This window comes from uncultured Litoreibacter sp. (assembly GCF_947487515.1).
GTDB lineage: Bacteria > Pseudomonadota > Alphaproteobacteria > Rhodobacterales > Rhodobacteraceae > Litoreibacter.
This window is the reverse complement of the sequence record NZ_CANKWO010000001.1, coordinates 738,297-765,071: the sequence shown is the minus strand read 5'-3', so window position 1 is coordinate 765,071 and position 26,775 is coordinate 738,297. Positions and strand designations below refer to the sequence as shown.

At 57.7% G+C, this 26,775-nt stretch carries 22 protein-coding genes; 13 read left to right on the top strand and 9 right to left on the bottom strand.

Going from position 1 to position 26,775, the window contains the following annotated elements; genetic code table 11:
• The first annotated feature begins 97 nt into the window (after positions 1 to 97).
• Positions 98 to 1,090, top strand: coding sequence for an ankyrin repeat domain-containing protein (locus Q0746_RS03715; protein ID WP_298257325.1), 993 nt, complete (start codon positions 98 to 100; stop codon positions 1,088 to 1,090).
• 52 nt (positions 1,091 to 1,142) lie between these two features.
• Here Q0746_RS03715 and Q0746_RS03710 read toward each other — a convergent pair whose 3' ends face one another.
• The 8 genes from Q0746_RS03710 to Q0746_RS03675 form a co-directional block, all read right to left on the bottom strand.
• Positions 1,143 to 1,496: an MmcQ/YjbR family DNA-binding protein gene (locus Q0746_RS03710; RefSeq protein ID WP_298257323.1), complete on the bottom strand. Its 354-nt coding sequence runs from the start codon at positions 1,494 to 1,496 to the stop codon at positions 1,143 to 1,145.
• A gap of 28 nt (positions 1,497 to 1,524) precedes the next feature.
• Entirely contained in the window at positions 1,525 to 3,342 is a 1,818-nt protein-coding gene (locus Q0746_RS03705; protein ID WP_298258049.1) for a M3 family oligoendopeptidase, read from the bottom strand.
• A 97-nt stretch (positions 3,343 to 3,439) separates the two neighbouring features.
• Positions 3,440 to 4,243 carry a phosphodiesterase gene (locus Q0746_RS03700; protein ID WP_298257321.1) on the bottom strand — a complete coding sequence of 268 codons (804 nt, stop codon included), beginning with the start codon at positions 4,241 to 4,243 and terminating at the stop codon, positions 3,440 to 3,442.
• A gap of 135 nt (positions 4,244 to 4,378) precedes the next feature.
• Entirely contained in the window at positions 4,379 to 7,816 is a 3,438-nt protein-coding gene (locus Q0746_RS03695; protein WP_298257319.1) for a pyruvate carboxylase, read from the bottom strand.
• 124 nt (positions 7,817 to 7,940) lie between these two features.
• Positions 7,941 to 9,077, bottom strand: coding sequence for an alpha-hydroxy acid oxidase (locus Q0746_RS03690; protein WP_298257317.1), 1,137 nt, complete (start codon positions 9,075 to 9,077; stop codon positions 7,941 to 7,943).
• A gap of 9 nt (positions 9,078 to 9,086) precedes the next feature.
• Positions 9,087 to 9,872 carry an alpha/beta fold hydrolase gene (locus Q0746_RS03685; protein WP_298257315.1) on the bottom strand — a complete coding sequence of 262 codons (786 nt, stop codon included), beginning with the start codon at positions 9,870 to 9,872 and terminating at the stop codon, positions 9,087 to 9,089.
• Positions 9,869 to 11,248, bottom strand: coding sequence for a helix-turn-helix transcriptional regulator (locus Q0746_RS03680; RefSeq protein ID WP_298257313.1), 1,380 nt, complete (start codon positions 11,246 to 11,248; stop codon positions 9,869 to 9,871). The genes Q0746_RS03685 and Q0746_RS03680 overlap by 4 nt, the downstream gene beginning before the upstream one ends.
• 58 nt (positions 11,249 to 11,306) lie before the next feature.
• Entirely contained in the window at positions 11,307 to 12,521 is a 1,215-nt protein-coding gene (locus Q0746_RS03675; RefSeq protein WP_298257311.1) for a multidrug effflux MFS transporter, read from the bottom strand.
• Between the two features lie 173 nt (positions 12,522 to 12,694).
• Here Q0746_RS03675 and Q0746_RS03670 point away from each other — a divergent pair, with 173 nt between their 5' ends.
• From Q0746_RS03670 to Q0746_RS03640, 7 genes are all read left to right on the top strand, one after another.
• Complete coding sequence (locus tag Q0746_RS03670) at positions 12,695 to 14,227, top strand: acyl-CoA carboxylase subunit beta (RefSeq protein WP_298257309.1); 1,533 nt, start codon at positions 12,695 to 12,697, stop codon at positions 14,225 to 14,227.
• Positions 14,228 to 14,245: 18 nt separating this feature from the next.
• Positions 14,246 to 14,545, top strand: coding sequence for a hypothetical protein (locus tag Q0746_RS03665; RefSeq protein ID WP_298257307.1), 300 nt, complete (start codon positions 14,246 to 14,248; stop codon positions 14,543 to 14,545).
• Positions 14,542 to 14,943, top strand: coding sequence for a DUF6497 family protein (locus Q0746_RS03660; protein ID WP_298257305.1), 402 nt, complete (start codon positions 14,542 to 14,544; stop codon positions 14,941 to 14,943). The genes Q0746_RS03665 and Q0746_RS03660 overlap by 4 nt, the downstream gene beginning before the upstream one ends.
• A 214-nt stretch (positions 14,944 to 15,157) precedes the next feature.
• Positions 15,158 to 15,289 (top strand): hypothetical protein, encoded by a 132-nt coding sequence (locus tag Q0746_RS03655; RefSeq protein WP_298257303.1) that lies wholly within the window; start codon positions 15,158 to 15,160, stop codon positions 15,287 to 15,289.
• Between the two features lie 192 nt (positions 15,290 to 15,481).
• On the top strand, positions 15,482 to 15,841 hold the full coding sequence (locus Q0746_RS03650; RefSeq protein WP_298257301.1) for a hypothetical protein: 360 nt from the start codon (positions 15,482 to 15,484) through the stop codon (positions 15,839 to 15,841).
• Positions 15,842 to 16,202: 361 nt separating this feature from the next.
• Complete coding sequence (locus Q0746_RS03645) at positions 16,203 to 18,203, top strand: acetyl/propionyl/methylcrotonyl-CoA carboxylase subunit alpha (protein ID WP_298257298.1); 2,001 nt, start codon at positions 16,203 to 16,205, stop codon at positions 18,201 to 18,203.
• Between the two features lie 6 nt (positions 18,204 to 18,209).
• Positions 18,210 to 18,788 carry a hypothetical protein gene (locus tag Q0746_RS03640; protein WP_298257296.1) on the top strand — a complete coding sequence of 193 codons (579 nt, stop codon included), beginning with the start codon at positions 18,210 to 18,212 and terminating at the stop codon, positions 18,786 to 18,788.
• Positions 18,789 to 18,910: 122 nt separating this feature from the next.
• Here Q0746_RS03640 and Q0746_RS03635 read toward each other — a convergent pair whose 3' ends face one another.
• A complete protein-coding gene (locus tag Q0746_RS03635) occupies positions 18,911 to 19,387 on the bottom strand; it encodes a DUF4174 domain-containing protein (protein ID WP_298257294.1) in 477 nt (158 codons plus the stop codon).
• A gap of 166 nt (positions 19,388 to 19,553) precedes the next feature.
• On the opposite strand from Q0746_RS03635, the gene Q0746_RS03630 reads away from it, so the two are divergent.
• The 5 genes from Q0746_RS03630 to Q0746_RS03610 all read left to right on the top strand — a co-directional run bounded on the left by Q0746_RS03630 (position 19,554) and on the right by Q0746_RS03610 (position 26,726).
• On the top strand, positions 19,554 to 20,507 hold the full coding sequence (locus Q0746_RS03630) for a hypothetical protein (protein WP_298257292.1): 954 nt from the start codon (positions 19,554 to 19,556) through the stop codon (positions 20,505 to 20,507).
• Positions 20,470 to 22,599 carry a methylmalonyl-CoA mutase gene (gene scpA, locus Q0746_RS03625; RefSeq protein WP_298257290.1) on the top strand — a complete coding sequence of 710 codons (2,130 nt, stop codon included), beginning with the start codon at positions 20,470 to 20,472 and terminating at the stop codon, positions 22,597 to 22,599. The genes Q0746_RS03630 and scpA overlap by 38 nt, the downstream gene beginning before the upstream one ends.
• A gap of 117 nt (positions 22,600 to 22,716) precedes the next feature.
• Complete coding sequence (locus Q0746_RS03620; protein WP_298257288.1) at positions 22,717 to 23,793, top strand: AI-2E family transporter; 1,077 nt, start codon at positions 22,717 to 22,719, stop codon at positions 23,791 to 23,793.
• Between the two features lie 5 nt (positions 23,794 to 23,798).
• A complete protein-coding gene (locus Q0746_RS03615; protein ID WP_298257286.1) occupies positions 23,799 to 24,470 on the top strand; it encodes a DnaA/Hda family protein in 672 nt (223 codons plus the stop codon).
• Between the two features lie 81 nt (positions 24,471 to 24,551).
• Positions 24,552 to 26,726, top strand: a complete 2,175-nt coding sequence (locus Q0746_RS03610; RefSeq protein ID WP_298257284.1) for an RNA degradosome polyphosphate kinase — start codon at positions 24,552 to 24,554, stop codon at positions 26,724 to 26,726.
• Positions 26,727 to 26,775: the final 49 nt, after the last annotated feature.

Below are 26,775 nucleotides of genomic sequence, written 5' to 3'. Positions count from 1 at the left end.
ACTGACAAAAGGGCCGTGCAATTGCGCGGCCTTTTTCTGTGCCGTGGTGGGAAGGACGACATATGGCCGATGACGCATTGAAATCACAGGTGGTTGCATGATGCTGTCCCGAATGGTTCCGGTCGCGTTGTTTACGGCGTTTTCCTTAAGTGTCGCAGGGGCCTACATGGTCGAAGGGCGCAAGTCCCTGTCACATCCTGCCGCCATGAGCGACGCGCAAATGCGTGCGCTTGATCTCTATTACACCGAAATGAAACTGGCGTTGCAGGTCGGGGATAGCCAGCGCTTTGAAGAGCTGGTTTCGGTGCAAATTGAAGCACTGCAGACGGGTGACATTGGCGACATCCAGCTAGACACGTTACCGGCCCCCTATGACGAGCTCCGCGATCTGTTGCTCACGGGAAGTGTGACGTCGGCGCGCAACTTCTTGTTGGCCCATCGTGATCTGGACCTCAATGCCCCGCAAGGCCGCAATGGGGCCGTGCCTTTGATATGGGCCACCGCGCATGTGGACGCTGTTCCCTCCATGGTGAAACTGCTGCTGTCGCAGGGCGCGAATCCGAGGTTTCGCACGGCACGGGGCTACAGTGTTCTGCATGCCGCGGCCTCCCCGTTTAACTATTACCCGAAAGCAGACGACATGGAGCGCCTGCTTGAAATGCTACCGCCAGAGCTGGTCACCAGCCCCAACCGCATAGGGCTTACACCGTTGCATTTGGCCCTGATAAATGCGCAATCGTCATTGGCCGTGGGGCTTTTGGCACGCGGGGCTGATCCGGATACGCCACCGCCGTCTGACGTATCGTTGGACAATATGCCGGGGCTGCCACCGCTCATGATGGCGGGGGGCAACGTGGACTTGGTGCAGGCGCTTTTGGCCTCCGGTGCCGACCCAAGGGCCACAGATTTGGCAGGGCGGCGGGTGATTGACGTTGTCACGGAAGGGGCCTTGGCCGCCGAACGGAACCTGCAAGACCGTCTAAGCGCCAGTGCCGCGGAAGAAAGCGACCGCGCCTATGCCGCCGATTATGCCCGCGCCCGCGACATGATCCGCGCCGCATTGGACGGGCGGTTGGCGGCGGAAGGTTAGCAGGCTCGACTGCGGTGCCGTGACACGGAAGCTATGATTATGCGGCGCCGAGTTATATTCCCAACTCGGCCCGCATTTTCTTTGTCAGCTTTGCTTTGACCATATCGTAGGACATCTCGATATGCGCTTTCAGCTCCCTATCCGACAAGCCAGGCGCTTCAAACTGTTGAATCCATTTCATCCCGCGCGATGCCAGATAGGGGGCAGGGCGCAGGCCAGGCATATCGGGCAAAATTTCCCAAGCGATATCTGACACTTTGAAGGTGTAGGCGTCTTTCCCGTCGTTCCAGCCGCACATGGCAAAGACCTTGGGGCCGACCTTCCAGACATCCGAGTTCCCCCATTGCACCACGTGGTTTGTGGCGGGAAGCGCTGCGCAGAAGTTGTTGAATTCTTCACGGTTCATGAACGACGGGCTCCGAGTTGAGCGAGGATCACTCCTCCATGGCTTCCAATTCGTCGATCATCCCAGAGATCATCGACAGGCCTTTGTCCCAGAATTTGGGGTCCGACGCATCAAGGCCAAAGGGGGCCAGAAGTTCTTTGTGATGTTTGGAGCCACCAGCTTTCAGCATATCGAAATACTTGTCTTGGAAGTCGTCGCCGCCTTCCTCAAAGACCGCATAAAGCGCGTTCACCAACCCGTCGCCGAAGGCATAGGCATAGACGTAAAACGGCGAGTGAACGAAATGCGGCACATAGGACCAGAAGCTATCGTAGCCTTCCATATACTCAAACGCTGGCCCCAAGCTTTCCGCCTGCACCGACATCCACAACGCCCCGATATCGTCTGGCGTTAGTTCTCCTTGTGCGCGGGCTTCATGCAGCTTGCACTCGAAGTCGTAGAACGCAATCTGGCGCACCACGGTGTTGATCATGTCCTCGACTTTGCCTGCCAGCAGCACCTTGCGCTCGGCTTGGGTTTTGGCCTTAGACAGCATTTTGCGGAAGGTCAGCATTTCGCCAAAGACCGACGCCGTTTCGGCCAAGGTCAGCGGGGTGGAGGACAGCAATTCGCCTTGCCCCGCGGCCAGAACTTGGTGAACGCCGTGGCCCAGCTCATGCGCCAATGTCATCACATCACGTGGCTTGCCCAAGTAGTTGAGCATCACATAGGGGTGCACATCGGCGACGGTGGGATGGGCGAACGCGCCGGGGGCCTTGCCGGGTTTGACGCCCGCATCGATCCACCCGCGGTTGAAGAACGGCTCCGCGATGCCGGCCATTTCGGGGGCAAAGTCGTGGTAGGCTTCCATGACGGTATCTTTGGCTTCGTCCCAGCCCACGAGCCGAGGGTCTTCCATCGGCAAGGGGGCATTGCGGTCCCAGACCTGCATGACGTCCAAGCCCAGCCATTTTCGCTTCAGCTCGTAATAGCGGTGCGACAGCTTGGGGTAGGCGGCGACGACCGCGTTGCGCAGGGCCTCGACGACCTCCGGCTCGACGTGGTTGGCAAGATGGCGGCCGGTTTGTGGGGTGGGCATGCCACGCCAGCGGTCCTCGACTTCCTTTTCCTTGGCCAGCGTGTTGTGCACGCGGGAAAAGAGTTTGACGTTTTCACCAAACACCCGCGCCAGCTCGCGTGCACCGGCCTCGCGCTTGGCGCGGTCGGGATCGGTCATCAGGTTCAACGTGCCCTCGATGCCCATCTCTTCGCCATTCACGGTGAATTTCAGGCCCGCGATGGTCTCGTCAAACAGGCGGTTCCATGCGGCGGCCCCAACGGTGGATTGGTCGTGCAGAAATTTTTCCAGCTCGTCAGACAGCTGATAGGGGCGCATGGCACGCAGGCGATCAAAGATCGGGCGGTAGCGCGCGAGATCCGCGTCTTGCGCGAACAAGGCGTCCAGTTGTTCATCTGGAATCCGATTGATTTCCAGCGAGAAGAACACCAGCGGGGTCGAGAAGCTGGTGATCTTATCCTGCGCGTTGGCCATGAACTGCGCGCGCTCATCGTCGGTGGTGTTTTGGTAGTAGCGCAGTCCCGCATAAGACATGATGCGCCCAGAGATCATGTCGATCTTTTCGTATTGCAGAACGCAGTCGAGCAGGCCTTTGGCATCCAGATCGGCCAACTTGCCTTCAAACTCGGCGGCAAACCCTGCGCAGGCCTGCGCAAGCCACTCCATGTCCCGAGTGTATTCTTTTGCGTCCGGTGCCGTGTAAAGATCGCTGAGGTCCCAATCCGGCAGGTCGCCAAGGCCGCCGCCGCCCTCGATGACATCGCGAAGAGGTTGCTTGAAAGAGGGCATAAACGGTGTGCGCATGGGACGTCCTTTGATCTAATTCCCAGCCAACCTATGTGCGCGCGAACACGGCAACAAGATGTTGTTGATCAAAACAAAAAGATTAAGCGGAATGTCCATCGACAGTCGGGGCGCCGCGCCCCCCTAAATCATCCGTATGCACGATAACGCGGTCTTTGGTGAACAAGACGATACCGTAGCCTGCTGGCTCGTCTATGGAGTGATCGCTGCCTTGCAGGCCCAAGGTAAGGGGCGACTGATGGCAGGTGCTTTTGAAGGTCGCGAAGGATGTGCCGCACAGCCCGCCGGAAATGTTGCGGTGCACATGGCCGCAAAGAAGTTGCACCACATTGGGAAACTCGGCGATGAGCGCCTGCAATTCTTGCGCATTTCGCAGACGAATAGCGTCCATGCCATCCAGACCCGTGACAAAGGGGGGGTGATGCAATGCCAAAGTCACAGGCGCGCCCTTGGCTGCCTCAAGGGCGTCGCGCAGCCATCCCATGCGCGCTTCGCATAGCAGGCCGGAATGCTTCGGCGTGGCCTCGGCATCCAACGTGTCGAGGCAAATCAAGCGGTGGTGCCCCAACTGGACCACATGTTGGACGTGCCCCGAGGGGGTGAGGGGCGTATCAGGGAAAGCCTTGAGGAAGGCTGATCGATCATCGTGGTTTCCCAGCATCAAAGACAGCGGGATGTTGACCGCGTCGAGGCAGCGTTGAAGCGCGAGATACTGAGCGTCTCGACCGTGGTGGGTCAAGTCCCCAAGGATCACCATATGTGCGGCGTCTGGATGGTTTTTCAATGCGTGATCAAGGGCCTGAGAGAAGCGTTGCGACGGGTTGAGGCCGATGATCCGTTGGTCAGGCTCCACCAAATGCGGGTCCGAAAAAACAAGAAGCTTCATTGTGTAGCGCCCCCGAACTGACGCCCCTCCTGCGGGGCCTAAAAGAAAGCCTAGCGGCGTTTTTCACGCGCCGCTAGGCCCAGCTTTCAATTTGGTCAAACGCAGTGCCCCGCAAAAGGGGCCAAGGGCGCGGGGTTATTCGAACTCGACCAGAAGGTCTTTGGCGTCGATTTGCCCCCCAGCGGCCACATGAACGGCCTTGATCACTGCGTCACGTTCGGCGTGGATGCCGGTTTCCATCTTCATCGCCTCGATGGTCAGCAGAAGGTCACCTTCTTTGACCTGCATACCCACACGCGCCGCCACAGTGGCCACAACACCCGGCATTGGCGCCCCGATGTGGTTGGGGTTGCCAACTTCGGCCTTCGGCATGCGCACGGAGGAAGATGCGGCCTTGCGATTTGCCACGCGGATAACACGGGGTTGGCCGTTGAGTTCGAAGAACACTTTGGCCTCGCCCGCATCATCGGTTTCGCCCAAAGCCTGCATGCGAATTTCCAGCGTTTTTCCCGGATCGATTTCGGCGCTGATCTCTTCGCCCGGCTCCATGCCGTAGAAGAAGGTCCGTGTCGGCAGGGTGCGCACAGGCCCATAGATTTCATGGCGTTCGGCGTAATCGGTGAAGACCTTCGGGTACATCAGGTAGCCGTTCAAATCCTCGCCATCGATATCCTTGCCACCCAACATTTCGGACAGCTCGGCGCGGGTGGCTTCCAGATCAACCGGTTCCAGCTTTTCGCCGGGGCGGTGGGTCATTGGCTTCTCGCCCTTGAGGATTTTCTTCTGGATCGCCTTTGGCCAGCCACCCGGAGGTTGGCCTAGGTTGCCGCGCATCATGTCGACCACGCTGTCAGGGAAGGCCACGTCGGTTTTCGGATTTTCGACCTCGTCACGCGTCAGGCCTTGGGAGACCATCATCAACGCCATGTCGCCCACAACTTTGGAGGAGGGCGTCACTTTGACGATGTCGCCAAACATCTGGTTCACATCGGCATAGGTTTGAGCCACCTCGTGCCAGCGTTCCTCCAAGCCGACAGAGCGGGCTTGCGCCTTGAGGTTGGTAAACTGACCACCTGGCATTTCGTGGAGGTAAACTTCGGAGGCGGGGGCCTGCATGCCGCTCTCGAAGGCGGCGTATTGGCCGCGCACGGCTTCCCAGTAGTCCGAAATTTGGCGTACGGTTTTGATATCCAAGCCCGTGTCGCGGTCGGTGTGGGCCAAGGCCTCGACCACGGAGCCAAGTGTCGCTTGCGAGGTGTTGCCAGACAGCGCATCCATGGCGCAATCCACCGCGTCCACTCCGGCCTCGGAGGCCGCCAAAATGGTCGCGATTGCCACGCCTGCGGTGTCATGCGTGTGGAAGTGGATCGGCAGGCCGACCTCCTCTTTCAACGCTTTGACCAGAACGCGCGCGGAGGCTGGTTTCATCAAACCTGCCATGTCTTTCAGGCCAAGCACATGGGCACCAGCGGCCTTCAGCTCTTTGCCCATGTCGACGTAATACTGCAGCGAGTATTTCGCGCGGTCAGGGTTCAGAATGTCACCAGTGTAGCAGATCGTGCCTTCGACAACCTTGCCGGATTCAGCGACCGCATCCATCGCCACACGCATGTTCTCTACCCAGTTGAGGCTGTCGAACACGCGGAAGACGTCAACGCCGGTCTCGGCGGCTTGGCGCACGAATTCTTGCACCACGTTGTCAGGGTAGTTGGTGTAGCCCACCCCGTTGGAGGCGCGCAGCAGCATTTGCGTCATCAGGTTTGGCATGGCGCGGCGCAGGTCCCGCAGGCGCTGCCACGGGCATTCTTGCAAGAAGCGGTAGGCCACGTCGAATGTCGCCCCGCCCCAGCATTCCATGGAGAAAAGCTGCGGCATGTTCGACGCATAGGTCGGCGCCACGCGGATCATATCAAGGGACCGCATGCGCGTGGCCAGCAACGACTGGTGACCGTCGCGCATGGTGGTGTCGGTGATCAACAGCTGCTTTTGGTCGGACATCCAGTCGGCGACGGCTTGTGGGCCGTGATCCTCGAGAATGTTACGCGTGCCGTAGGCAGGTTTGGCTTGCGGTGCAGGGGCTTTGGGCGTGCGCGCCTCTGCGGGCAGGGCGCGGCCTTCGGTTTCTGGGTGACCGTTGACGGTGATATCCGCGATATAGGTCAGAATCTTCGTTGCGCGGTCGCGGCGCTTTTTGAAGTCGAAGAGGTCAGGCGTTTCGTCGATGAACTTGGTGTGGTATTCATAGTTCAAGAACGTCGGGTGCTTGAGCAGGTTTTCCACGAAGGCAATATTCGTCGACACACCGCGCACACGGAATTCGCGCAACGCACGGTCCATACGGTTGATTGAGGCCTCAGGCGTCGGCGCCCAAGCGGTCACTTTGGTCAGCAAGCTATCGTAGTAGCGCGTGATCACCGCACCCGCATAGGCGGTGCCGCCATCGAGGCGAATGCCCATGCCAGTGGCCGAGCGGTAAGTCGTGATGCGGCCATAGTCTGGGATGAAGTTGTTTTGCGGGTCTTCTGTTGTCACGCGGCACTGCAGCGCGTGGCCGTCCAGCTTGACGTCATATTGCGATGCGCAGCCTGTGGCCTCCACGAGGGATTTGCCCTCGGCAATCAGGATTTGCGCCCGCACGATGTCGATGCCGGTGACTTCTTCGGTGACGGTGTGCTCTACTTGGACGCGTGGGTTTACTTCGATGAAGTAAAACTCGCCGCTGTCCATATCCATCAGGAATTCAACGGTACCTGCACATTCATAGCCGATATGTTCGCAGACCTTCTTGCCCAATTGGCAAATCTGTTCACGCTGGGTGCCGGACAGATAGGGGGCTGGTGCGCGCTCCACCACTTTTTGGTTACGGCGTTGGACCGAGCAGTCGCGCTCATACAGGTGGTAAATCTGGCCGTGGCTGTCGCCAAGGATTTGCACTTCTACGTGACGGGCACGTACGATCATCTTCTCAAGGAAGCCCGCGCCATTGCCGAAGGCGGCTTCGGCTTCGCGGCGGCCCTCAAGGACCTTTTCTTCCAACTCGTCCTCGGAGTTAATGGCGCGCATGCCGCGACCACCGCCGCCCCAAGAGGCCTTTAGCATCAAGGGGTAGCCGATTTCAGCGGCCTCTTTTTTGATCGCCTCCATGTCGTCGCCCAAGACAGCAGTGGCTGGGATTACCGGAACGCCGGCCTCAATCGACACTTGGCGCGCAGAAGCTTTGTCGCCAAGTTTGCGCATGGTTTCGGCTTTGGGGCCGATAAACTTGATACCGGCTTCGTTGCAGGCGTCTACAAATTCGGGGTTCTCGGACAGCAGGCCGTAGCCGGGGTGGATCGCATCAGCGCCGGACATTTTAGCGACGCGGATGATTTCCTCAATGCTGAGGTAGGCGGCCACAGGGCCAAGGCCTTCGCCGATTTTATAGGCTTCATCTGCTTTGAAGCGGTGCAGGCCGAGTTTGTCTTCTTCGGCATAAATGGCGACGGTTTTCTTCCCCATTTCGTTGGCAGCGCGCATCACACGGATCGCAATTTCGCCGCGGTTTGCGATGAGTATTTTCTGGAAATCGGCCATGGCAGGAGGACCCCTATTTGTGCAGTTGCGGCATGAATAGGGGCAAAGCGCCGTGTCGTAAACTAGTTACAACTGGGTATACCCAGTTTTTGGTAGCGCTAACGAAGCGGCGAGGGGCTGTTTTTTATCTGTGAACCAAGCGACCAGAGAGTTCTTTGAGGGTTTTCGTCCCCAGTTGCCCCATGTTTGAAGCCATGTCTTTCGCCAGCATATCCGCCAAATGCGCAGGGCCAGCGCTGCCCAAAGCGCCAAGGGCGTAGTGCCATGGGCGGCCCAGCATCACGAAATCCGCCCCCAAAGCCAAAGCGCGAATGATGTCCAAGCCACCCTCGACGCCGCTGTCGAAAACCAAGGGCAGGGAGGTTGCGGCGCGGACATGGGGTAGGGACTCTATGGTCGCGAGGCCCGCATCGAACTGGCGACCGGCGTGATTGGAGACCCATAGCGCGTCCACGCCCTCGTCTTGCAAGCGGGCGGCATCGTCAGGATTGGCCACGCCTTTCACGATCAACGGCCCGTCCCATTCATCGCGCAGATATTTGACGTAGTCCCAATCTGGAGAGGTGCGCAGCAGGTAGCCGACATGCTCGGTGGAGGACAGGCTGACCTTTTGCTCCGAATAACTGTCCATCAATTTCATCCGCGGCATGCCCGTTTTGCGGATACCATTGAGCCAAGCAGGACATTGGGCTGCTTGCAGCGCCAGACGGGGGGTTAGGCGGGGCGGTTGAGTCAGGCCACCACGGGTCTGGCGTTCACGGCGCGAAGCCACTGGCACATCCACAGTCATCACCAGCGTGTTAAATCCTGCCGCCTTTGCGCGCGCCATCATGTCTTTGCGGATGTCTGGATCGCGAGGCGGATACATCTGGAACCACGCGTCCTCGCCCAAATGCGGGGCAAGGTCTTCGGGTGTTCGTGTGGCGACGGTGGACAAAGAGTAGGGGATGCCTTGGCGGGCAGCCTCTTTGGCCAACATGCGTTCGGCGTCGGGCCAGATCAGACCGGACATGCCAACGGGGGCAATGCCGAAAGGCAGTTTGAAGTCGCGCCCTAAGAATGTGGTGGATAGATCGGGCGCGAACTCGCCGTGCAAAATGGACGGGCGCAGCAGCACCTCGTCGAGTTTGCGGCGGTTGCGTTTGAGGGTGGCCTCTTGGCCGGTGGCGCTGTCGAGATATTCCCACACGAAATGCGGAATGCGTTTGCGCGCCTGCGCCTTCAGGTCCGACAGTCCGGGGTATTTGGCGTGATGATCCATCGGGCGACCTTAGAATTGTTTTATGAATCTATACAAACGCCGTTGCGCGTCCCCTGTCCACATATTGATATGGCCCGCACCTTTTACCACGTAAAGCTCCTTGTGTTTGGAACCGGCGGCCTCAAGGATCGCGCGGCCCATTTTGGGCGGAATGAAGTCGTCCTTCTCCCCATGCAAAATGAGCAAGGGAGCCTGTAGTTTTGTGGCGCGGCGAACGCTGGGCCAACGGCTCAACATCAAGCCAGTGGCGAGGGGCAACTGCGGATGCATGTGGGCCGCCACATCTTTGAGAGATGTGAAGGGGGCCTCAAGCACGATTGCGCGGGGGCGCACCGCGGAGGTGGTGGCGAGATTGATTGCAACCGCAGCGCCGATGCTTTCGCCATACAGGATTGGAACGGTAGGTGTTCCGGTGAATGCTCCATTGGTCAGAGATGTGTATAAGGCGTTGATATCGGACGCTATTCCCGCCTCAGTGGGCCACCCCTTGCTGCCGTTGCTACCGCGATAGGCGGGGGCGACGATGCCATATCCGCGATCCATCAGCCGTTGCAGGCGCGCGGTACGTTTGGCGATATGACCGGCGTTGCCGTGCAGATACACCACCGTAGGTTTGCCACGTTTTGCGGGCGCGGACCAAACCACCATGTCCCCAATTTTGCTGACCTTCAGGCGGGCGTCCGAGGGGGCGATGCTGCGGGGGGCCAGCGGATAGACAATGAACCGCTCCAAGGTGAAATACGCCGCGAAGAACAGCGAGAAAAGCAAAGCTGCTCGCAAAATTATGCGCATCATTCGACCTTATAGGGCAGGGTGCCGCGTTGGTCGTGATCGACGGAGAGTTTGCTTTCAAGGGGGGGCACAGACCGCTGGTGGCATTCGCGACGTGGGCAGATGCGGCAGGAAATTCCAATTGGCTCAAAGGCTTGCGGGCTGGCCGGTAGCATGTCATCGGCGTAAACGATTTCGCTGGCATGTGTCATTTCGCAACCGAGGGCAATGGCATAGCGGCGGGTCGGTGCAGTGAAGCTGCCGCCGGTTTTGGAGACATCGCGCGCGATTGAGATATAGCGCACCCCGTCAGGGGTTTCGGCCAGCTGGCGTAGGAATCGCCCCGGGGTTTCAAACGCGCGGTGAACATTCCAAAGTGGGCAGGGGCCACCGAAGCGGGCGAATTGCAACCGCGTTGCCGAGTGCCGTTTGGTGATCGTGCCTGCTTGGTCGACGCGTACAAAGAAAAACGGAATGCCTTTCGCTCCCGGACGCTGCAAGGTGGAAAGCCGATGCGACACCTGCTCGATCGAGGCGCCGAATTGATCTGCAAGCTGCTCCAGATCATGTCGGGTGGTTTGGGCTGCCTCCAGAAAGGCAGTATAGGGCATCAAGGCAGCGCCGGCGAAGTAATTGGCCATCCCGATCTTGGCAATGTGGCGTGCGGCGTCGGTTTGAAAGCGGGCAAGGTCCAATGTTGCGTCCAAAAGTTCATTTTGTTCCAAAAGTGCAATTTGGTGTAGCAACTGAAATCGCTGAGTTGAGGGCGGGGAACTGGCTGCCAACCGCAAAGTATTGGTCACCGGATCATAGCGGCGAATGCGTTTGCTGTCAGTGAATTGCAGATCAAACTTCAGCGCAGAAGAGCGCAAGACATCCCCGTTTATTGTGCTGGAGAACCGCTCGGCGGCGTGATCCACAGCATCGACATAGTTATCGCAATAGTGAAAGAAATCTCGGACCTCTTCCCACGGGCTTGGCTGCAAATTGGTGGCCTCTTGGCCCAATACTTCGTCCAAAGATGCGAGGCGCTCGTGGGTTTGGCGATAGGCGCGGTGCAACTCGATAAATGCGCGCGACAGGGCGGGGGCATTGGAGGCGGCAAGGCGCAGGTCGGCGAGAGGGGGCGCGATTTCTGCGAATATCGGATCCGAAAGCGCCTCAGACATATCGGTGACCAAACGCTCGGCGTCGCCGGTAGACAGTTCGGTGACATCGAAGCCGAACTCGCTGGCCATCGCAAGAACCACGGATGTGGAAACCGGACGGTTGTTGTTTTCCATCTGGTTCAAATACGGCAGGGACACGCCCAGCTTTGATGCAAATGCCTTTTGTGTCAGCCCCATACGGGTCCGAAGTTCACGCAGTTTCGTGCCGGCATAGAGTTTTCTTGGGGCCATATCGGGCGCGCCTTTGCAGTTTTGCTATGTTTGACTATAGCCTTTGCAAAGTTCGATCTCAAGCTTCGAGAATGCCTCTCTCGCGGCGCATAACCAGCAAGATTGCGATCAGGCTGGCGACTGCGCTGAGCAGCATTACCCATTGCAAGGGGAAGCTTCCTTGCCCTCCCTCCAGCAGCGCGCCTGCCAGCGCGGCCAGGGCAGCCCCGCCACCGATCATAATTGCGCCGCCCACCCCCGACGCGGTGCCCGCCAGATGCGGTCGCACCGACAAAAGGCCGGCATTCGCGTTGGGAAGGACCAACCCATTCCCCAAACCCACAAAGGTGCAGAACCCGAAAAACACATAGGCAGACCCATATCCGGCGGCCGTTACGATCAGGGAGCCAGTCAAACCAACGACCAGAAGGATGCACCCGATCAAGATCATGCGGTTCACCCCGATGCGGACCGAATAGCGCCCAGAAAACAGATTTCCGGCGAAGTACCCCACTGCAGGAACGCCAAACAGATAGCGAGATGTGGTTGAAGGGAGCTCATAGACAACCGATGCCACATAGGGAGAGCCCCCAAGGAAGGCAAAGAATGCACCGGATGCGAAGGCCGCCGACAGGGCGTATCCCCAGAAGCGGGGGGAGGTGAACAGCTCTGGGTAGTCGCGGACTTGTGCAACGAGGCTGGCTGATTTTTCGGTGTTGGTCTCCCCTTGATCGGCCCAGCATAGCAGTGCCAGTCCGATCCCGAAGGCAAAGGCAAACAAGAAGATTGCGCGCCAGCCGAACAGCTCGTCGATGAAGCCGCCAATCGTCGGGGCGAACATGGGTACCAGTGACATGCCCATGGTGACATACCCCATGGTCGAGGCGGATTCTGCCATTGGAACAACGTCGCGCACGATGGCGCGCGACATCACCATGCCCACAGCCACACAGGCAGCGATCATGCGAAACACCAAGAAAACTTCGATTGTCGGGGCGGCATAGCACCCCAGCGACGCCAAGGCGAAGATGCTCAATGCGCCCAATACGACGGGACGGCGCCCATAGAGGTCTGACAGGGGGCCGATCAGGATTTGAAGCAATGCAGTGCAGGCCAAATACAGCGAGATCGACAGTTGCATCACCCCGTATTCGGTATTGAAGGCCTCCGTCATGACCGGAAGGGAGGGGAGGAAAATGGACATATTCATCGCCGACACCCCTGCAAGCAGAACGAGCGTGAAGATGTGAGGCGGGGTGGTGCGATCAAAAAGTCGCGCTGATGAATAGCTCATGAGGGGGACGTTAGGCTTGGGAATTTGGAAGGTGAACCCATTAGTTTAGATGTTTGCAAGTTTGCAATTACCTGATTGGTGGGTTTGCTATATTTGCAAATTTGCCGATTGGTCCTTTGCCGCGTCGCGGCGTTTGTGTAGGTTTGCGCCAAATTGATCGGGAGGCCTGCGCCATGAAAGATATCCTAAATGAATTGGAAGGCCGCCGCGACGCCGCGCGCCAAGGTGGCGGCGAGCGCCGCATCGCTTCACAGCATGCCAAGGGCAAGTTGACCGCACGCGAGCGGATTGAGCTTTTGCTGGATGAAGACAGCTTTGAAGAGTTCGACATGTTTGTGGCGCACCGCTGCACCGAGTTCGGCATGGAAAAAGACCGCCCAGCTGGGGATGGCGTGGTGACGGGATGGGGCACGGTCAACGGCCGCCTCGTTTATGTGTTTTCCCAAGACTTTACGGTGTTTGGCGGGTCCTTGTCGGAAACCCATGCGCAGAAGATTTGCAAAATCCAAGATATGGCGATGCAGAACGGCGCGCCGGTGATCGGGATCAACGATTCCGGCGGGGCGCGTATCCAAGAGGGTGTGGCCTCTTTGGCGGGTTACGCCGAAGTGTTCCAGCGCAACATCATGGCATCCGGCGTGGTTCCTCAGATCAGCGTGATCATGGGGCCCTGTGCGGGTGGGGCGGTGTATTCGCCTGCAATGACCGACTTCATCTTCATGGTGAAAGATTCGTCCTACATGTTCGTAACGGGCCCTGACGTGGTGAAAACCGTGACCAATGAGGTCGTGACGGCCGAAGAGTTGGGGGGCGCAAGCACGCATACCAAGAAGTCCTCGGTTGCCGATGGCGCGTTTGAGAATGACGTGGAGGCCTTGGCCGAAGTGCGCCGCTTGGTGGATTTCTTGCCGCTCAACAACCGTCAGAAAGCGCCAGTTCGACCGTTCTTTGACGATCCGGCGCGCATTGAGGACAGCCTTGATACGCTGGTGCCAAGCAATGCGAACACACCATACGACATGAAGGAATTGATCACGAAGCTGGCGGATGAGGGTGATTTCTTCGAGATCCAAGAAGACTTTGCCAAGAACATCCTGACGGGTTTCATCCGTCTTGAGGGGCAATCTGTGGGTGTCGTCGCCAACCAGCCAATGGTTCTGGCGGGGTGCTTGGATATCGACAGCTCGCGCAAGGCGGCACGGTTTGTGCGGTTCTGTGATGCGTTTGAAATCCCGATCCTGACGTTGGTCGATGTTCCAGGCTTCTTGCCCGGAACGTCGCAAGAATATGGCGGCGTGATCAAGCACGGCGCGAAGCTGCTGTTTGCTTACGGTGAGGCCACTGTGCCGAAAGTCACGGTGATCACCCGCAAAGCCTATGGCGGCGCCTATGACGTTATGGCGTCCAAGCACCTGCGCGGTGATTTCAACTATGCGTGGCCGACGGCTGAGATCGCTGTCATGGGGGCCAAGGGTGCGGTTGAAATCTTGTACCGCTCGGAACTGGGTGATGCCGAAAAAATCGCCGAGCGGACCGCAGACTATGAAGACCGTTTTGCCAACCCGTTTGTGGCGGCGGAAAAGGGCTTCATCGATGAAGTGATCATGCCGCATTCCACCCGCAAGCGCGTGGCGCGGGCATTCGCATCCTTGCGCGGTAAGTCGTTGAAAAACCCATGGAAAAAGCACGACAACATTCCGTTGTAGGAGAGGGGCGCAAAGCGGATGAAACGGGATCGAACCGAAATTTGCTCGACGATTGTGGGGAAGACTCGCGCAGAGTACGAACGCGCAATTGCGCTTTGGGCTCTGTTCTTGGCGCTTGTCTCCGAGAGCATTGCACCCAGCAAATTCGGTGAATTGGATGAACCCGTTTGGTTTGCGATCACCCAACTTTTCCTCATTTATGGTGCGGCCATCGGCGGGGTCACTCTGATTTTGGTGGCCAATTACACTCGGATCAGGGGGCTGGAGGCGCGGCTTGATGCGGCGCGGATCGACTGGATCGTGGGGCGCTCAGTATGAAACTTGCAGCGCTGATGTTGTTGGCTACGACGGGGATGGCCTGTGCCGAGCAGGCGCCGCTGCGCGCGGTATCGTCGGTGGAATACTTCCCCCATGAGGTGCTGTTTGAGCCACATGGGGCCTATGAAGCCGTCCGCCGTTCCGTGCGTCTGAGGTTGGTTGCGGAAGAAATTGCAGATCAAACCGCCTTCGGATTCGAGGTGATTGAGCAGGACTTTCAGGCGCTTTGTGACTCCGAAGGACTTAGAATCATTGCGAAGTTTGCACCCAATGCGCGCGAAATCGTGGTCTCTGTTGCCTCACAAGCAACGGAGTTCGGCGAGTCCGTGCCGAACGTTATTCAGTACTTTGACGTGTTTACGGTCACTGATGGCACCTGCGTTTGGAGCGGTTTGTAATGAATAATCAAGCAGTTACATGTAAAATTTCGTCAAATTTTGCGGATGGTGCATTAGCAACACATCGCGCAATCCCTGCATCTAAGATATATTTTTTTCTCAATGGAACGGCTACCTTGCGTCGAGGTCGCATTTCTGTGACCCCTAATGTGTGCGATGAAGAAGTGGGGATTAGCCCCGCTAATGATTCGCCAGACTTAAATAGGAGACTCAGATGTCCAAGAGCATCAAAGCACTCGCAGCCTTTGGCTTCGTTGCAATCGTCGCAGCATGCGGCGGCCAGCAAGAAGAAGAAGTTGTTATTGTTGAGCCAGTTGTCGAAGAGACTACTTACAACAAGTACTAATACTACATTTGCGGGGCGGAGTTTTTGCATCGCCCCGCAAAACCCCAACGGCCAGACATCACTGTCGGCCCCTTCTTTTTCTGACATTGATACCTTCGCCCCAAGCCGCGCCCGCGCGGGCCGTTCGCATGTTCGAATGACTGCTCGCAGGTTGCAGGGCAGGGATCATGACTTTCGCTTAAAGGTGACCTCATGCTGAAGCACAAAGGCTTCCCCTCGCGCCTTCCAGGCAGCGATTTCCAATTTACCATCCGTCGCGACAACAAAAGCGGCCCAACTGCGCTGAATGCTCGGGAACGTTTTGCTGATCGTCGCCCTGCAGATCGCCGCGCCGATGCGGGATTTATCTGGGCGCTGTACCAACATTTTGGCGAAGAGCCGTTTGAGCGGGGCAATCTGGATGCAGGACGTCTCAACTGGGTGTTTGGCCGCGAGGTTATTCCCGCCGAGGATCCGTTCGACCCCGCCAGCTATGAAGCCTTGCTGCGGATAGACGTGCGCCGCGTGCAAGCGTCCTTCCCGAACGCGTTTTCCGAGGAATTCATCGAATAATGGGCGATTTCGCGCTGCCATATGTCAAGATTGGGCGAAATAGTGCTCAAATTAACGCTGGGGAAGCTTTTGCCTTCTCTGGTGGCATTGGCTGTCGCACCTTTGGTTTGCAAGCCGGTCACAGCACAATGATGGGCCTGCAAGTACAAGACCGTTACCCTTCCCCTCTAAAGAGGTCTGCCCATCTGTGGCGGGCCTCTTTTTTTGGCCGCATGACCGGATTGCGGAACGGGAAGGCGGCTGCGCGCCGTAGAACAACCAACAACCTAACGAACAGGGTCGAGGCACGCAGATGCGTGGCTGGACCTTTACTGATGCAAGACTCCCAGCCAATCGGCTGGGCAAGAGGGGACCTGACCTAATGTTCAAGAAAATCCTGATCGCCAATCGCGGCGAGATCGCCTGCCGTGTCATCAAGACCGCCCGCAAGATGGGTATCAAGACTGTCGCGATCTACTCGGACGCGGATGCGCAAGCGATGCACGTGCAAATGGCGGATGAGGCCGTTCACATCGGCCCCCCTCCAGCCAACCAATCCTACATCGTGATCGACAAGGTTATGCAAGCGATCAAAGACACAGGCGCGGAAGCGGTACACCCCGGCTACGGGTTCTTGTCTGAAAACGCTAAGTTCGCCGAGGCTTTAGAGGCCGCTGGCGTCGCATTCATTGGGCCACCTAAGGGCGCGATTGAGAAAATGGGGGATAAGATTACCTCCAAGAAGATCGCTCAGGAGGCAAAAGTTTCCACCGTACCGGGGCACATGGGGCTGATTGAGGACGCAGAAGAAGCTGTGAAAATCTCGACCGAGATTGGCTACCCTGTGATGATCAAAGCCTCCGCCGGTGGCGGTGGTAAAGGCATGCGGATCGCGTGGAACGATGACGAGGCCCGCGAAGGGTTCCAGTCGTCGAAGAACGAGGCCGCAAATTCATTTGGCGATGACCGGATCTTCATCGAGAAGTTCGTCACCCAACCGCGCCACATTGAAATTCAGGTGCTTGCTGACGGGCATGGCAACTGCATCTATCTGGGTGAGCGCGAATGCTCTATCCAGCGTCGCCAGCAAAAGGTGATCGAGGAAGCGCCGTCGCCGTTCTTGGATGAAGCCACCCGCAAAGCCATGGGCGAGCAATCTTGCGCGTTGGCGCAGGCGGTGGGCTACACCTCTGCCGGTACTGTTGAGTTCATCGTTGATGGCGACCGCAATTTCTACTTCCTAGAGATGAACACCCGCCTGCAGGTGGAGCACCCGGTCACCGAGCTGATCACCGGCGTCGATTTGGTCGAGCAGATGATCCGCGTGGCTTACGGTGAAAAGCTGAAACTGGCGCAAAAAGACATCAAGCTGAACGGCTGGGCGATGGAATCGCGCCTTTACGCAGAAGACCCGTATCGCGGGTTCTTGCCGTCCATTGGCCGCCTGACCAAATACCGCCCACCCGCCGAGAAAGCCAACGACAAACGCGCGGTGCGCAATGACACAGGCGTCTATGAGGGCGGCGAGATTTCGATGTTCTATGACCCGATGATTGCCAAGCTGTGCTCTTGGGGGCCAACCCGTGCGGATGCGATTGAGCATATGCGCGTGGCCTTGGACAGCTTTGAGGTTGAAGGCATTGGCCACAATCTGCCGTTCTGTGCGGCAGTGATGGATCACCCGAAATTTGTATCCGGCAACATCACCACAGCCTTCATTGAGGAAGAATACCCCGAAGGTTTCATGGGAGTTGAGTTGCCAAAAGAGAAGTTGATGCGCATCGCATCCTCGGCGGCTGCAATGCACCGTGTGGCCGAAATTCGCCGTGCGCGCATTTCTGGCACCATGGACAACCACCGCCGCAAAGTTGGCAAAGAGTGGGTTGTAACCCTGCAAGGCGACCGCTTCGAAGTGTCTATCAAGGCTGACAAAGACGGGGCCACCGTGACCCATGCGGATGGCACCAAGCAACGCGTGACCTCCAAATGGACCCCGGGCGACAGCTTGGCCAAGTTGAAAGTTGATGGCGAAAAGCTTGTTTTGAAGGTCGACAAAATATCTGGCGGCTTCCGGATGCGGCACCGCGGCGCCGATCTGAAGGTACATGTGCGCACCCCGCGTCAGGCAGAGCTTGCCGGTCTGATGATCGAGAAGCTGCCACCGGATACCTCCAAGCTGCTGCTATGCCCTATGCCGGGTTTGATCGTCAAAGTGGATGTAGAAGTCGGCGACGAGGTCGAGGACGGCCAAGCGTTGTGCACCGTCGAGGCGATGAAAATGGAAAACATCCTGCGCGCCGAGCGGAAGGGCAAGGTCTCCAAGATCAACGCCACAGCCGGTGACAACTTGGCCGTGGACGATATCATCATGGAGTTTGAATAACTTCTCATGACGATGTTCACCCACCTCATCGATCCACGGGTACAGCAGGCGATTGTCGCCGGCGTATTCGTGGCGTTGGGGTGGGTCTTTAACGGTCACCAAAATCGCAAGCGGGAACGCCGCAGACGGTTGGAGCGGGTGCAGGATGTGCAAACAGCATTGATCGCGGAGATTGACCACTATGTGGTCACCTTGAAACTGTTCGATCTGTCCGCATCATGGAGCCGCATCGTTGCCGCGATGGAAGAGGATGCCAAATACATCCCCGTCGTGCCCAGCGAGCGGAATGACACGATTTTCACCGCATTGGTTGCCGAAATTCATGTGCTGCCCGATCCGGTGATCCAGCCGGTTGTCGGCTATTACAATCAGGTGTTTGCGGTTGATGCGATCATTGACGACCTGCGCTCGGACTTGTTTCGCGAGATGGATCAAGTGCAGCGGATCGGCATGTACACCGATTACATCGCATTGAAGCAAGAAGCTTTGGCACGTGGAGAAATGGCCCTGCGCGCCTTACGCGACAGCACCGGCCTTGCGGCGAAACCTAGTAGCCGGGACGTGGCCCCGTCTGGCCAGTCATAGGGGGAGGAGATTTTGGCGTCTTGTTTGACATATCACTCACCTTACACGGTTGCGGTCGGGCAGAATGCCGTTCCTATCCCCAATATAGGGCGTTTTGCGTTAATGCGCAATGAAGCAGCTGCTCAGTTCTTTAGTTCTAGCGCCTGTAATTCACGTTTTTCTTTGAGTTCTTGGCGTCGCATGGGCATTTTGTCGATGGCCCGCGTGATTTCGCGCACGTCCCAAGGGGACGGTTTGCGCAGCTCTACTTCGCCGTCTTTGCCGATCAGGACCATCATAAAGCCGCGCGGGCGCAATTTCTTGCGAATGTCTGACGGATTGGCTGGCGATGTGTCGACCATCACGATGACATCACGTTCGATCAGGGCATCGAGACGGGTTTCCAGAAGCTCGATCTGGCGTTTGAACCTTGGGTCCGCTGGCGTGTCCGCAAAGATCACAACAGGCCGCTTGAGCCAGAGAAAATCGTTCAAATTCGTATCAACTGCCTCATATGGGCCAACCGCGTGCGGATCTTCCAGCACGTTTTCGGGCACCCCTTGGGCGGCGACCGAAGTGGCGAAAAATGCTGATAAAACAAGTAAGATAGCGTGTTTCATGAAGGCTCCCTCTGCTCCCAATATAGGGGGCATTTTCGGGAATGGAATGGCTGGATCGCGTAGATTTTCACAAGATTGTCGAGTTAAGCACATGGTCAGCCTTTGGGGGGACAACGATAGCTCTAGCCGGCTGCATTGGGTGGCGGGCCTGTTGAGGGCGTGTGCTGTGGAAATTTGCCTACATTTAGGGGCGCATCGGACCGGAACGACCGGTTTGCAGGTTTTGTTGAACGACCAACGTCCGGCCCTACGGCGATCTGGGGTGGCATTCTGGGGGCCACATCGGACCCGCAGCGGGTTACTTGCCGGATTGATCAAGGATCCATCAACACTGACGAATCGGGATGCGAAGCTTGGGCAGCGGTCCTGTGGCCGCCTGCGCATGGAAGCCTCTCGGATGGAGCAAAATGGCGCGCAACAGCTTGTAATCAGCGAGGAAAACCTGATTGGAACTATGGCGCAAAACCTTGGGGCGACACGGCTCTATGGTCAGCTATCCGATCGCTTGGCGCGGTTTGCACCGGCCTTTGAAGGGCGCGCTTTGCGGATCGGCCTCGCCATTCGGGCCTATGATGTGCACTGGGCATCTCAACTGGCCTTTCGGGTGAAGATGGGGGCGTCTTTGCCGTCGGTTGCAGACCTTGACCGGCTGGTGACCCAGCCACGCCGCTGGCGCAATGTTATCGCTGACGTCGAGGCCATTTTTCCAAACGCCCAGATCATCGTTTGGCCGTTCGAAAGCTGGGTGTCCAACCCGCGAAGGCTCGTTACACATTTCCTTGGGCGCGACATTGCCTTCGGAACAATGTCCAAGCCTCATAAATCCAACGCATCGGCCACTGCGGCCGAACTCTCTGAAATCGCCGCGGAGCGCGGGGATTTGGACAGTGCGTTGCGCCTGTCCACAGCGGGAATTGGCGCGCGCTACATGCCGTTTGACGCGGCCCAAGCGGGCAAATTGCAAGATGACTACCTCGCGGATATCGCATGGCTCGAAGCCGGTGTGAACAGTAGCCGCGTGACCTACTTAGACCCGACCGAAGGCACATTTGGCGGGGCGAACATGACAGAAGGAAGCCACCATGACCAAGAAACAAGAAGCGTGGGAAGCGCGCGCTGAGAAAGAGCTACGCGGCCGCCCATTGGACGGTTTGACGTGGGACAGCCCTGAGGGGATCGCAATCCAACCGGTGTACACCGAACAGGATGCGACGGATCTGGAGCACATGGGCTCAATGCCCGGTGAGGGGCCGTTTACGCGCGGGCCGCGCTCCACCATGTACACCGGTCGCCCTTGGACGATCCGTCAGTATGCTGGGTTCTCTACAGCCGAAGAATCCAACGCCTTCTACCGCAAGGCACTTGATGCCGGGCAGCAGGGGGTTTCGGTCGCGTTCGATCTGGCCACCCACCGTGGTTACGACAGCGATCACCCGCGCGTGGTGGGGGATGTTGGCAAGGCCGGTGTGGCCATCGACAGCGTCGAAGACATGAAAATCCTGTTCGACGGCATCCCGCTGGACAAGGTTTCGGTTTCCATGACCATGAATGGCGCCGTGATCCCTGTGCTTGCGTCCTTCATCGTCGCCGGTGAAGAACAAGGTCATGACCGCGCGGTGTTATCTGGCACAATTCAGAACGACATTCTCAAAGAATTTATGGTGCGCAACACCTACATCTACCCGCCAGAGCCATCGATGCGGATCGTGTCAGATATCATCGCCTACACGGCGTCCGATATGCCGAAGTTCAACTCTATCTCGATCTCCGGCTACCATATGCAAGAAGCTGGCGCGAACCTTGTGCAAGAATTGGCCTTCACGCTGGCGGACGGGCGCGAATATGTGCGTGCGGCGATTGCCAATGGCATGGATGTGGATGCCTTTGCGGGGCGTCTGTCGTTCTTCTTTGCGATTGGGATGAATTTCTTCATGGAGGCCGCCAAGCTGCGCGCGGCGCGCTTCTTGTGGCACAAAATCATGCAGGAATTTGAGCCCAAGAAAGAGCAGTCATCCATGCTGCGCACCCACTGCCAGACGTCGGGTGTGTCTTTGCAGGAGCAAGACCCCTACAACAACATCGTGCGCACGGCCTATGAGGCGATGTCGGCGGTTTTGGGCGGCACCCAATCGTTGCACACGAACTCCTTTGACGAGGCCATTGCGTTACCCACCGCCTTCTCGAGCCGTATCGCGCGCAACACTCAGCTGATTTTGCAAAATGAGACGAAGGTCACCAAGGTCGTCGACCCGCTGGCTGGATCCTACTACGTAGAAAAGCTGACCTCTGACCTTGCGGACGAAGCGTGGAAACTCATTGAAGAGATTGAGGAAATGGGGGGGATGACCAAGGCCGTGGCCTCTGGCATGCCCAAGCTTCGCATCGAAGAAGCCGCCGCATTGCGTCAGGCGCAGGTGGACCGCGGCGAGGAAGTCATCGTTGGCGTCAACAAGTTCCGCTTGGACAAGGAAGACCCGATCGACATTCTCGACGTCGATAACGTGGCGGTGCGCGAAAGCCAGATTGCCCGCCTCGACAAAATCAAGGCCAGCCGCGACCAAGCCGCCTGCGATGCGGCACTGTCAGTTCTGGAAACGGCCGCCACCTCGGGTGATGGCAACCTGTTGGAGTTGGCAGTGGATGCCGCTCGCGCCCGCGCAACTGTTGGAGAAATCAGCATGGCAATGGAGAAAGCATTTGGTCGCCACCGTGCTGAAGTGAAGACTTTGGCTGGCGTATATGGCGCAGCGTATGAGGGCGATGAAGGTTTCGCCGCGATCCAGAAGGACGTGGAAAACTTTGCCGAAGAAGAAGGCCGTCGCCCGCGCATGCTGGTGGTGAAAATGGGCCAAGACGGCCATGACCGCGGCGCCAAGGTGATTGCAACGGCCTTCGCCGACATCGGCTTTGACGTGGACGTTGGCCCGTTGTTCCAAACCCCCGAGGAAGCCGCACAAGATGCGGTCGACAATGACGTGCATGTCATCGGCATCTCCAGCCAAGCAGCGGGTCACAAAACACTGGCGCCAAAGTTAATCGAGGCATTGGACGCCGCAGGGGCGGGCGACATCTTGGTGATCTGCGGTGGCGTGATACCGCAACAGGACTACGAGTTCTTGCAAAACGCCGGCGTCAAAGCAATTTTCGGACCGGGAACCAATATTCCCGACGCAGCCAAGGATATTTTGGCACTGATCCGAAAGGCGCGTTGATAGACCGGTAACGGCGCTCCTCTGTTTGGAGGGGCGCATTATCTCGGAGATTTTTGCACCGAGCCTTGAAACCTACCCCTCCATAGGTCACATCTGGACCCAACAAGAGAGGGTTTCATGGCGTTACCAGTACGAGAACAGGCAAAATATTGGAGCATTGCTACGGCGGTGTTCATGTTGGCGCTATGGTATTTAGGTGATGTCATGCTGCCCTTCGTGGTGGGCGGGGCCATTGCCTATGGGCTGGACCCGTTGGCGGACCGCCTAGAGCGTATGGGGGCGAGCCGCGTTTTGGCCACCACCGTGATCAGCCTGTTTGCAGTGTTGGTTTTCATCTTGATGGCGGTTCTGATCGTGCCGATGATTGTTAGTCAAGCCGCTGGGTTATTCGAAAGCGCGCCGGATTTATTCGCGCGACTGCGGGATTTTCTGTCGGAACGGTTCCCCGACCTAGGGGACGCGAATTCAACCTTACGCCAGTCTTTGGCCTCTATCGGGGCCACTATCCAAGAGCGCGGCGGGGCATTCGCGCAAAGCATCTTTACCTCGGCCTTAGGGGTGATCAATGCGGTTGTGTTTGTCGTGGTTGTGCCGGTTGTGGCGTTCTACCTGCTGCTCGATTGGGACAATATGGTCGCAAAAATTGACAGCTTCTTGCCCCGTGATCATGCCCCGAAAATTCGCAAAATTGCCTCCGAGATCGACAAGACCCTTGCCAGCTTCGTGCGCGGTCAATTGACGGTATGTGCTATCTTGGGCGTGTTCTACGCGGTGGGGTTGATGCTGGTCGGGCTGCAATTTGGCCTTGTGGTCGGGTTTATCGCGGGGTTGATCTCGTTCATTCCGTATATCGGTGCGGTCATCGGTGGCGTGCTGGCTGTGGGCTTGGCGCTGTTTCAATTCTGGGGGGCACCGGTGATGATCGGCGCGGTCGCCGCGGTGTTCATTGCGGGGCAGTTTCTGGAGGGCAACATATTAACCCCCAAACTGGTTGGCGAAAGCGTCGGGCTGCATCCGGTTTGGTTGATGTTTGCCCTATCGGTTTTTGGCTCGCTGTTCGGCTTCGTGGGGATGCTGGTAGCAGTTCCTGTGGCCGCCTCGATTGGCGTGGTGACCCGCTTTGGCACCGAGCAATACCGCATGAGCCGCCTCTACAAGGGGCTGGACAGTGACCAAGAACCGGACGCCGAATAACCCCTATGCCTGAACAATTGGCCTTTTCCTTGCCCGCGAAAGAAGCGTTGGGGCGCGAAGACTACTTCGTGTCTGATGCCAACGCCTTGGCCGTGTCTGCGGTGGAAGACTGGGCGAATTGGCCATTGAACAAGTTGGTTTTGGTGGGCCCCGCCGGAGCCGGAAAAACGCATTTGGCTATGGTTTGGGCGCAAGAGGCAGATGCGCAAGTCGTTTTGGCACAGGCGCTCCATGAGCCCATGGCGCTGGCCCGTGGCGCGCTTGTGGTAGAGGATTTGCACAAAATCGCAGGGGATCGGGCGCAAGAGACACAGCTTTTTCACCTGCATAACCTGATGCAAGAGGCAGGCCACCCGCTGCTGGTCACCTCGGCGGTGGCACCTGCAAGGCTTGATCTTGTGTTGCCCGACCTGAAAAGCCGGATGTCTGGAACCTCTGTCGCCAAGCTGGAGGCGCTGGACGACATGCTGCTGATGGCCTTGGTGATGAAGATGTTCTCGGACCGCCAAATTGCGATCAAACCCGATTTGCTGAGTTACGTGATGCCCCGTCTTCCGCGAAGTTTTGAGGCTGTGCGCGGGTTTGTCGAAGGGATGGATGCCCGCGCCTTGGCTGAAAAACGCCCGATAGGCAAAGGGTTGGCGCGTGACGTTTTGGCCGAAATGTCGGGGGATTGATCGCGCCGCGTCTGGACTTCGCCGCGCATTATCCTCACATTCGTCACTGTGACGTTACATTCCCAACCCAAGACAGTCGCCATGATTAACGCAGACTTCCTGACCGCAGATTACCCCGAAGCCGTAGAGATTGATGATCTTGACGTCCACGGGCCAAGTCGCTTTTTCAACCGTGAGCTTAGCTGGCTCGCGTTCAACTGGCGTGTGCTTGATGAAGCCTCAAATCCGCGTGTCCCGTTGATGGAACGGGTCCGCTTTTTGGCAATTTCCTCGACCAACTTGGATGAGTTTTACACGGTGCGTGTGGCGGGCCTGCGAGAGCTTGCCAACGCCGGCAACCGTACGCCGTCCTCAGACGGGCGCACCCCTGACGAGCAATTGGTCTTGATCGACCAGAATGCGCGCGCTCTGATCACCAAGCAGGACGCGGTATGGGAAGCGTTAAAAGGCGAGATGGAAGCCAGCAACATTTGGCTGATGGACGCAGAAAGCCTAAGCGAGGCTGACCGCGAATTCCTTGACAGCTACTTCATGTCGAATGTGTTCCCAGTGTTGTCACCGCTGGCGATTGACCCTGCCCATCCATTTCCCTTCATCCCCAACGAAGGTTTTAGTCTGGCATTGCAGCTGGAGCGCCCAAATGACGGACGCAGTTTGCAAGCCTTGCTGCCGATCCCTGCGCAGATTGAGCGCTTCATTTCCTTGCCTTGCGGTCAGGGGCACCAGCGGTTCTTACCGATGGAGCAGCTGTTGCTGCTGAAGATTGGCGAGATGTTTCCAGGCTATAAAACCACAGGGCATTGCGCGTTCCGCTTGTTGCGCGACAGTGATCTGGAGGTTGAGGAAGAGGCCGAAGACCTCGTGCGGGAATTCGAAGTTGCCTTGAAACGACGCCGCCGCGGGGAGGTGGTGCGCTTGAAGATGAGCGCCGATGCACCTGCCAAGCTGCGCAACTTGATCATGAAATCTTTAGAGGTCACCGAAAAGGACGTCATCGAGATTTACGGGATGATTGGTCTGTCCGACCTTGGCGAGCTGGTGTCGGCTGCCCCGCGGAACCTGCTGTGGCCGTCGTTTAGCCCGCGCGTTCCGGAGCGGGTGCAAGACAATGACGGGGACATGTTTGCGGCCATTCGCCAGAAAGACATGTTGCTGCATCACCCCTATGAAAGCTTTGACATGGTCATCCGCTTTCTAGCGCAAGCCGCGCGCGATCCGAATGTCGTGGCGATCAAGCAGACGCTGTACCGAACCTCCCACCAAAGCCCGATTGTGGAAGCCCTTTGTGAGGCTGCGGAGAACGGCAAATCCGTCACCGCCTTGGTGGAGTTGAAGGCCCGTTTCGACGAGGCCGCGAATATTCGTCAATCGCGCAAGTTGGAGCGCTCGGGCGCGCATGTCGTCTACGGCTTTATCAACTACAAAACTCACGCCAAGATCAGCACGGTCGTGCGCCGCGAAGGCGATAGTCTGGTCACCTACACGCATTACGGGACAGGCAATTATCACCCGATTACGGCCCGAATTTACACCGATCTTAGCTTGTTTACCTGCGATGCCTCCCTTGGGCGCGATGCCACGAAAGTGTTCAACTACATCGGCGGCTACGCGCAACCAGAGCATCTTGAAAACCTGTATCTGTCCCCGACAGGCATGAAGAAAAAGCTGATCAAGATGATCGACAAAGAAGCAGGTTACGCCGCCGAAGGAAGGCCTGCGGAAATCTGGGCAAAGATGAATGCAGTTGTAGAGGTCGACGTGATTGATGCCCTCTATCGCGCGTCGCAAGCTGGGGTGAAAATCAATCTCGTGGTGCGCGGGATATGTGCGGTCCGCCCAGGGATCAAAGGCCTGAGCGAGAACATCCGCGTAAAATCCATCGTCGGGCGCTTTTTGGAGCATTCGCGCATCGTGTGTTTCGGCAATGGGCACGGCCTGCCTTCAAAGAAGGCCAAGGTCTACATGTCCTCCGCTGACTGGATGAGTCGGAACCTGAACCGCCGCGTGGAAACTCTGGTCGAGATCACCAATAAGACCGTGCAGGCGCAGGTGATGAGCCAGATCATGGCCGCCAATCTTGCGGACACATCTCAAAGCTGGGTGCTGTCACCGGATGGCTCCTACGAACGCGCCGAAGTTGAAGGCCAAGAGAACCCGTTTAATTGTCACCGCTTCTTTATGGAAAACCCGTCGTTGTCGGGGCGCGGATCAGCTGGCGCGGGGGATGTGCCCGAACTGACCCACACGCCGGATTAAGCTTGCCGCATCCTTTGGGGATGTGCCTTTCACATTGACGCCTTGCCCG

Bases quoted from the DNA above. Each gene is read 5' to 3' on its own strand.
- Q0746_RS03695 (WP_298257319.1), bottom strand. From the start codon at position 7,816: ATGGCCGATTTCCAGAAAATACTCATCGCAAACCGCGGCGAAATTGCG.
- Q0746_RS03635 (WP_298257294.1), bottom strand. From the start codon at position 19,387: ATGAAACACGCTATCTTACTTGTTTTATCAGCATTTTTCGCCACTTCG.
- Q0746_RS03665 (WP_298257307.1), top strand. From the start codon at position 14,246: ATGAAACGGGATCGAACCGAAATTTGCTCGACGATTGTGGGGAAGACT.
- Q0746_RS03710 (WP_298257323.1), bottom strand. From the start codon at position 1,496: ATGAACCGTGAAGAATTCAACAACTTCTGCGCAGCGCTTCCCGCCACA.
- Q0746_RS03690 (WP_298257317.1), bottom strand. From the start codon at position 9,077: ATGGATCATCACGCCAAATACCCCGGACTGTCGGACCTGAAGGCGCAG.
- Q0746_RS03670 (WP_298257309.1), top strand. From the start codon at position 12,695: ATGAAAGATATCCTAAATGAATTGGAAGGCCGCCGCGACGCCGCGCGC.
- Q0746_RS03640 (WP_298257296.1), top strand. From the start codon at position 18,210: ATGACGATGTTCACCCACCTCATCGATCCACGGGTACAGCAGGCGATT.
- Q0746_RS03650 (WP_298257301.1), top strand. From the start codon at position 15,482: ATGCTGAAGCACAAAGGCTTCCCCTCGCGCCTTCCAGGCAGCGATTTC.
- Q0746_RS03715 (WP_298257325.1), top strand. From the start codon at position 98: ATGATGCTGTCCCGAATGGTTCCGGTCGCGTTGTTTACGGCGTTTTCC.
- Q0746_RS03645 (WP_298257298.1), top strand. From the start codon at position 16,203: ATGTTCAAGAAAATCCTGATCGCCAATCGCGGCGAGATCGCCTGCCGT.
- Q0746_RS03615 (WP_298257286.1), top strand. From the start codon at position 23,799: ATGCCTGAACAATTGGCCTTTTCCTTGCCCGCGAAAGAAGCGTTGGGG.
- Q0746_RS03685 (WP_298257315.1), bottom strand. From the start codon at position 9,872: ATGATGCGCATAATTTTGCGAGCAGCTTTGCTTTTCTCGCTGTTCTTC.
- Q0746_RS03680 (WP_298257313.1), bottom strand. From the start codon at position 11,248: ATGGCCCCAAGAAAACTCTATGCCGGCACGAAACTGCGTGAACTTCGG.
- Q0746_RS03660 (WP_298257305.1), top strand. From the start codon at position 14,542: ATGAAACTTGCAGCGCTGATGTTGTTGGCTACGACGGGGATGGCCTGT.
- Q0746_RS03620 (WP_298257288.1), top strand. From the start codon at position 22,717: ATGGCGTTACCAGTACGAGAACAGGCAAAATATTGGAGCATTGCTACG.
- Q0746_RS03700 (WP_298257321.1), bottom strand. From the start codon at position 4,243: ATGAAGCTTCTTGTTTTTTCGGACCCGCATTTGGTGGAGCCTGACCAA.
- Q0746_RS03675 (WP_298257311.1), bottom strand. From the start codon at position 12,521: ATGAGCTATTCATCAGCGCGACTTTTTGATCGCACCACCCCGCCTCAC.
- scpA (WP_298257290.1), top strand. From the start codon at position 20,470: ATGACCAAGAAACAAGAAGCGTGGGAAGCGCGCGCTGAGAAAGAGCTA.
- Q0746_RS03705 (WP_298258049.1), bottom strand. From the start codon at position 3,342: ATGCCCTCTTTCAAGCAACCTCTTCGCGATGTCATCGAGGGCGGCGGC.
- Q0746_RS03610 (WP_298257284.1), top strand. From the start codon at position 24,552: ATGATTAACGCAGACTTCCTGACCGCAGATTACCCCGAAGCCGTAGAG.
- Q0746_RS03655 (WP_298257303.1), top strand. From the start codon at position 15,158: ATGTCCAAGAGCATCAAAGCACTCGCAGCCTTTGGCTTCGTTGCAATC.